Genomic DNA, 6246 nt, shown 5'->3' with positions numbered 1-6246 from the left:
CCGGTGCCGCCTCGGCGGGTGCCGGGGCGGCGGGCGGCGCGGCCCGGTCGGCGCAGCCGCCGGCGCACGCGGCCAGCAACAGGATCGGGAGGACGGGTTTCATGCGCGGGCTCCTGCGGGCGAGTGGCCCGCAGTGTCGCATCGCGTGGTGAAACCGCCGCGAACGGCGGCAGGCTCAGGCCGGCGGCGCGAAGTGCTTCTGCAGCCCCGCCCAGCAGGCCTGGTAGTCGCGCTGCCGGTGCGCGGCGTCCAGCGCCTGCGCGGTCGGGCGGATGACCGCACGCGACTCGAACATGAAGGCCATGGTGTCGCGGATGTAGTCCGGCCGCGAGGTATCCGCCGCGCTCGCCTTCTCGAAGGTCGCCGCGTCCGGCCCGTGCCCGGTCATGCAGTTGTGCAGCGAGCAGCCGCCGGGCGCGAAGCCCTCTGCCTTGGCGTCGTAGGCGCCATGCACCAGGCCCATGAACTCGCTGGCCACGTTGCGGTGGAACCACGGCGGGCGGAAGGTGTCCTGCGCGACCAGCGCGCGCGGCCCGAAGATCACGAAGTCGAGGTTGCCCACGCCGGGGCTGTCGGTCGGCGAGGTCAGGACCAGGAAGATCGACGGATCCGGATGGTCGTAGCTGATCGAGCCGATGGTGTTGAACAGCCGCAGGTCGTACTTGTACGGCGCGTGGTTGCCGTGCCAGGCGACCACGTCCAGCGGCGAGTGGCCGATCGCCGCCCGCCACAGGTGGCCCTGGAACTTGGCCACCAGCTCGAAGTCCCCCTCCACGTCCTCGTACGCCGCGTTCGGGGTGAGGAAATCGCGCGGGTTGGCCAGGCCGTTGCTGCCGATCGGGCCGAGGTCGGGCAGGCGCAGGAACGCGCCGAAGTTCTCGCACACGTAGCCGCGCGCCTCGCCATCGGGCAGCGCGACGCGAAAGCGGATGCCGCGCGGTACCACCACGATCTCCTGCGGCGCGACGTCGAGCACGCCGAGTTCGGTCTCGATGTGCAGGCGGCCCTGCTGCGGGACGATCAGCAATTCGCCGTCGGCGTCGTAGAACCAGCGCCCCTGCATGTCGCGGTTGGCGGCATACACATGCACGCCGATCCCGCTCGCCGCGGCCGGCGAGCCGTTGCCGGCCATGGTCACCAGCCCGTCGACGAAATCGGTGGCCTCCGCCGGCATCGGCTGCGGGCTCCAGCGCAGCTGGTCGGGGGTCACCGGGCCGTCGCCGAAGTCGTTGTGCAGGCGCGGTTTTGCGCCCTGCAGGCCGGCATACGGTTCGAAGCGCCCGTGCATCGCCGCGGGACGGATCCGGTACATCCAGCTGCGGCGGTTCTGGTGGCGCGGCGCGGTGAACGCGGTGCCGTTGATCTGCTCCGCGTACAGGCCATGCGCCACCCGCTGCGGCGAATTGCGGCCCGGCGGCAACGTGCCCGGGAGCGCCTCGCTGGCGAATTCGTTGCCGAAGCCGGACTGGTAGCCGTTCGATTCCATCGGGGAGGTCCAGGGCGGGCGCGGCCCGCGGCGGTGGCGGAGGGGGCGGTCGGTCAGGCGATCGCGTTCAGAGCACGCCGCGGCGCATCTGGTCGCGCTCGATGCTCTCGAACAGGGCCTGGAAGTTGCCTTCGCCGAAGCCCTCGTTGCCCTTGCGCTGGATGATCTCGAAGAAGATCGGGCCCAGCGCGTTCTGGGTGAAGATCTGCAGCAGCTTGCGCTGCTTGGTCTCCGGGTCGGCGTCGATCAGGATCTTGTTGCGCTTCAGGCGCGCCAGGTCCTCGCCGTGGTCGGGGATGCGCTGGTCGACCACCTCGAAATAGGTGTCCGGGGTGTCCAGGAACTCGACCCCGGCGGCGCGCATCTGCTCGACCGTCGCGTAGATGTCGTCGGTGAAGCAGGCGATGTGCTGGATGCCCTCGCCGTTGTAGGCGCGCAGGTATTCGTTGATCTGGCTCTTCTCGTCGCTGGACTCGTTGAGCGGGATGCGCACCACGCCGTCGGGCGCGGTCATCGCCTTCGACAGCAGCCCGGTCTTGGCGCCCTTGATGTCGAAGTAGCGGATCTCGCGGAAGTTGAACAGGCGCTCGTAGTAATCCGACCACTTCTGCATGTTGCCCACGAACAGGTTGTGGGTCAGGTGGTCGATGAAGGTCAGGCCGAAGCCGCGCGGCATCTTCTCGGCGCCCGGCAGCCATTCGTAGTCGGGATCGTGGATGGTGCCTTCGCTGTCGTAGCGGTCGACGAGATAGAGCATGCAGCCGCCGATGCCCTTGATCACCGGCGCGGCGACCGCCTTGGTCAGCTCGTCGGCGGCGTCGAAGGCTTCCGCGCCGTTCTTCAATGCCTGCACGCGGACCCACTCGGCCAGCTTGCGGAAACGGATCGCGAAGCCGCAGGCGCTCGGGCCGTGCTGCGCGGCGAAGCGCCCGGCGAACGAGTCGGCGTCCTCGTTGATCAGGAAGGTGCAGTCGCCCTGCCGGTAGGTGCTGATCGGCCGCGAGGCGTGTCGCGCGACCTGCACGAAGCCGAGCTTGCGGAAGTAGTCGTGCAGCTGGCCGGCCTGGCCCTCGGGGGCGGCGTATTCGACGAATTCGAAGCCGTCGATGCCCATGGGGTTCTCGAAGGTGGTGACCTGCATGCCAAGATTGGGCTGCGTGCTCATGGCGGATTCCTCGCTGGGGCGCGTATCTTATGGTTTCACTTGCAACCATCTCAAGCCGCGGCGCAGCAGATGACCCGAACACGACCCCATCCCGCCTCCCACGCCCACCTGGACCTGGAGCATTTCCTGCCCTACCGGCTCAGCGTGCTGTCCAACCGGATCAGCAGCGCGATCGCCCGCGAGTACTCGGCGCGCTTCGCCCTGACCGTGACCGAATGGCGGGTGATGGCCGTGCTGGGGCGCTACCCGGGCCTCTCGGCCAACCAGGTGTCGCAGCGCACCGCGATGGACAAGGTGGCGGTCAGCCGCGCGGTGGCCCGCCTGCTGGAGGCCGGGCGGCTGGAACGCGCCTTCGACGACGACGACCGCCGTCGCTCGGTGCTGCGCCTGTCCGAGGCGGGTTACGCGGTGTACGACCAGGTGGCGCCGCTGGCCGTGGAGTTCGAGCAGCACCTTCTGGGCGACATGCCGGCCGACGAACGCGCCCTGCTGTTCCGCCTGCTCGACCGCCTCGACGAACTCGAGCTGCGCGCCGAATCCGAGGCCACGCCGGACTAGCCGGCGCGGGCCTCGAGCCGCCACAGCCGCCAGGCGACAGACAGGCCCACGGCCGACAGCCCGGTGTAGAACCACATGCCGGGCGCGTAGCCGGCGGTGTTCTGCGGCCCCGCCGCGAAGTGGTCGTTGAGCGCACCGATCGCCAGCGGCACCAGCGCCCAGCCGATCTGCTGGCAGAACGTCATCAGCGAATACGCCGAGCCCAGCCGCCGCTCGTCGACCAGGTAGGCGACCGCCGGCCACATCACCGCGGGGATGAGCGAGAACACCACGCCGAGCACCAGCATCACCAGCAGCAAGGTGAGCGGGACCGCCACGCCGGTGAACGGCAGCGCCACCAAGGGCCCCGGCGGCAGGTAGGTCGCGGCGAGGAACAGCGGCAGCATCGCCAGCGTGCCGGCCAGCATGAACAGCGCGCGCTTGCCCACCCGGTCCGCCCACAACCCGAACAGCGGCGTGGCGATGATCGCCGCCATCGGCAGCAGGCTGCTGAGCAGGCCCGCGGCGTCGCGGTCCACGCCGTGCGCCTGCTGGAAATAGTCGATGGCGAAGGTGCGGAACGGGAACACCGCCGCGTAGAACACCACGCACAGCGCCACGATGTACCAGTAGGCGCTGCCGAAGGCGTACAGGCGCCGCCACTGCAGGGGTTCGGCCGTGCCGGCCGCGCTGGCGGCCACGGGTACGCCGCCGCGCTCCATCCGCACGTACAGCAGGGCCGCGACGAGCCCGGCGCTGGCCATCCCGGTGGCGAGCCACAGCGGGTCCTGCCAGTTCGCGTACAGCGGTTCGGCGAACGACGTCGACCAGTCGGTGGACGCCGAGCCCAGCCGCGAGATCGACAGGTTCAGCCCGAAGGCGAAGCCCAGCTCGCGCCCGCTGAACCACTTCGCCAGCACCGTGGTCGCGGCCACGATCAGCGGCTCGGCGCCCACGCCCAGCAGGAAGCGGCCGGCCACCAGGGTCTCGTAATTCGGCGCGGCGGCGGTCAGCGCCGCGGCGGCCACGCAGATCGCCGCGAATAGCGGGATCGCGCGGCGGGTTCCCCAGCGGTCGATGGCGTAGCCGCCCAGCAGCAGCACCGCCAGCGCGGCGATGTTGTACGCGGTCGACAGCATCCCGACCTGCCCGTAGTCCAGGCCGCGCTGCGAGCGCAGCAGGTCGACCACCGGGTTCAGCGCGTCGTAGGCGTAGTAGTTGCCGAACATCGCGATGCTGACCAGCAGCAACACCCACCAGCGTCGCGCGGGGCTGGGCACGGCGGGCGCAACGCTTGCGGATGGGGTCACGGTGGCGCTCCGGTCTGTCGTTCGATGGGCGGCGGCACCGCGGATCACCCCAGCATAGCGCCCCGCGCCAACGAAAACGGCGCCCGAAGGCGCCGTCTCCGCACCGCGACGGGGGTGCTTACTTCACCCCGTGCATCCACTTCTGGATCAGCGGGGCGATCAGGAACAGCAGCACGCCGGAACCGACCAGGGCATAGAAGCCGAAGGTGTAGCCGGCATGCGCCGAGGCCACGGTCATGCCGCCTTCGCCGCTGACCTTGCCGGCGAAGATGCCGGCCAGGTTGTTGCCGATCGCAATCGACAGGAACCAGCAGCCCATCGCCAAGCCGGCCAGCCGCGCCGGGGCGAGCTTGGTGGTCATCGACAGGCCGATCGGCGACAGGCACAGCTCGCCCACCGACTGGATCACGTAGACCATGAACAGTGTCCAGAACGGGATCTTGCCGGCGTCGTCGACCATGCTGGACAGCGCCACCATCAGCAGCAGGAAGGCCAGGCCGTTGAAGATCAGGCCCAGGCCGAACTTGCGCGGGATGATCGGGTTGTTCTTGCCCATCTTCACCCACAGCCAGGCCAGCACCGGCGCCAGCGCGATGATCGCCACCGAGTTCACCGACTGGAACCAGGACACCGGGAAATTGTTGGTGCCGGCCAGCGCCTGGAACAGGCCCTGCATGCCGATGTCGCGGTCCACGATCTTGTCGGCGAGGAAGTTGAACGAACTGCCGGCCTGCTCGAAGAACATCCAGAACAGCACGTTGAACACGAAGATGGTCAGCATCGCCATCACCTTGTCGCGCGAGACCTGGCCTTCGACCACGCCTTCGCGCAGCAGCATGATCGCGGGGATCACGAACAGCGCCATCAGGATGCCTTGCAGCAGGCCAGCGTCGATGGTGAGCAAGGCATAGAACAAGGGAATGCCGACCAGCACGCCGAACAGCAGCACCAGGCTGACGTTGCGCAGCCCGGCCTGGTGCGGCGCCGGCAATCCGATGCCCTTGAGCTGGCCGCGACCCAGCCAGAACCACACCAGGCTGAGCAGCATGCCGATGCCGGCCGAGATGAAGACGATCTTGTAGGCCGGCATGTCCTCGATGCCGAAGATCTTCTTGGCCAGGTACTGGGTCACCAGCGGCGCCAGCAGCGCGCCCAGGTTGATGCCCATGTAGAAGATGGTGAAGCCCGAATCGCGGCGCTCATCGCCCTGCGCGTAAAGCTTGCCGACCATGGTGGAGATGATCGGCTTGAACAGGCCGTTGCCGACGATGATGGTGGCCAGGCCCAGCTTGAACATGGATTCGGTGGGCGAGGCCAGCAGGAACAGGCCCGCCGACATCACCACCGCGCCGAGCAGGATCGAGCGTTGGTAGCCGATCAGCTTGTCGGCGACGTAGCCGCCGAAGATCGCGCCGGCGTAGACCAGCGCCAGGTAGGCACCGTACAGCTCGCTGGCCGGCTTCTCGCCGGAGGCGTCGCCGCCATGGAACTGGGCGACGATGTAGAGCACCATCGCCCAACGGATGCCGTAGAACGCGAAGCGCTCCCAGAACTCCGACATGAACAGCATCCACAACGGGCGCGGATGCCCCATGAGTTGCGGGAATTCCGGTGGATTCACCGGGGTTGGCGTGTCTACGGCTCCGCTCATGCGGTCTCCCCTTGGTCGTGCGATTGGAGGTCTGGGTACGCGGTCCGCGCGGCGCGCGGAACCGGCGGAGGATCACCGACCCTGCCGCGCGCCGTCA

At 68.8% G+C, this 6246-nt stretch carries 5 protein-coding genes; 1 reads left to right on the top strand and 4 read right to left on the bottom strand.

What is annotated here, in order from left to right; all coding sequences use genetic code 11:
* Positions 1–175 precede the first annotated feature (175 nt).
* On the bottom strand, positions 176–1486 hold the full coding sequence (gene hmgA, locus ON759_RS13655; protein WP_271680948.1) for a homogentisate 1,2-dioxygenase: 1311 nt from the start codon (positions 1484–1486) through the stop codon (positions 176–178).
* A gap of 67 nt (positions 1487–1553) precedes the next feature.
* Positions 1554–2651: a 4-hydroxyphenylpyruvate dioxygenase gene (gene hppD / locus ON759_RS13650; RefSeq protein WP_271680947.1), complete on the bottom strand. Its 1098-nt coding sequence runs from the start codon at positions 2649–2651 to the stop codon at positions 1554–1556.
* Between the two features lie 69 nt (positions 2652–2720).
* Between hppD and ON759_RS13645 the strand changes: the two genes are divergently transcribed.
* The gene (locus ON759_RS13645) at positions 2721–3209 is read left to right on the top strand and encodes a MarR family winged helix-turn-helix transcriptional regulator (RefSeq protein ID WP_271680946.1); all 489 of its coding nucleotides are present in this window, start codon (positions 2721–2723) and stop codon (positions 3207–3209) included.
* Here the strand turns inward: ON759_RS13645 and ON759_RS13640 are convergent.
* Entirely contained in the window at positions 3206–4498 is a 1293-nt protein-coding gene (locus tag ON759_RS13640; RefSeq protein ID WP_271680945.1) for an MFS transporter, read from the bottom strand. The two genes, ON759_RS13645 and ON759_RS13640, sit on opposite strands and share 4 nt — an antisense overlap.
* Positions 4499–4616: 118 nt before the next feature.
* Positions 4617–6149: a peptide MFS transporter gene (locus ON759_RS13635; protein WP_271680944.1), complete on the bottom strand. Its 1533-nt coding sequence runs from the start codon at positions 6147–6149 to the stop codon at positions 4617–4619.
* Positions 6150–6246: the final 97 nt, after the last annotated feature.

It is taken from the genome of Thermomonas mangrovi, assembly GCF_028201335.1.
Classification (GTDB): Bacteria; Pseudomonadota; Gammaproteobacteria; order Xanthomonadales; family Xanthomonadaceae; genus Thermomonas; species Thermomonas mangrovi.
Note: the sequence above shows the minus strand (reverse complement) of the source record. Positions and strands in the feature narration are given on the sequence as shown.

Bases quoted from the DNA above. Each gene is read 5' to 3' on its own strand.
- hppD (WP_271680947.1), bottom strand. From the start codon at position 2,651: ATGAGCACGCAGCCCAATCTTGGCATGCAGGTCACCACCTTCGAGAAC.
- ON759_RS13635 (WP_271680944.1), bottom strand. From the start codon at position 6,149: ATGAGCGGAGCCGTAGACACGCCAACCCCGGTGAATCCACCGGAATTC.
- ON759_RS13645 (WP_271680946.1), top strand. From the start codon at position 2,721: ATGACCCGAACACGACCCCATCCCGCCTCCCACGCCCACCTGGACCTG.
- hmgA (WP_271680948.1), bottom strand. From the start codon at position 1,486: ATGGAATCGAACGGCTACCAGTCCGGCTTCGGCAACGAATTCGCCAGC.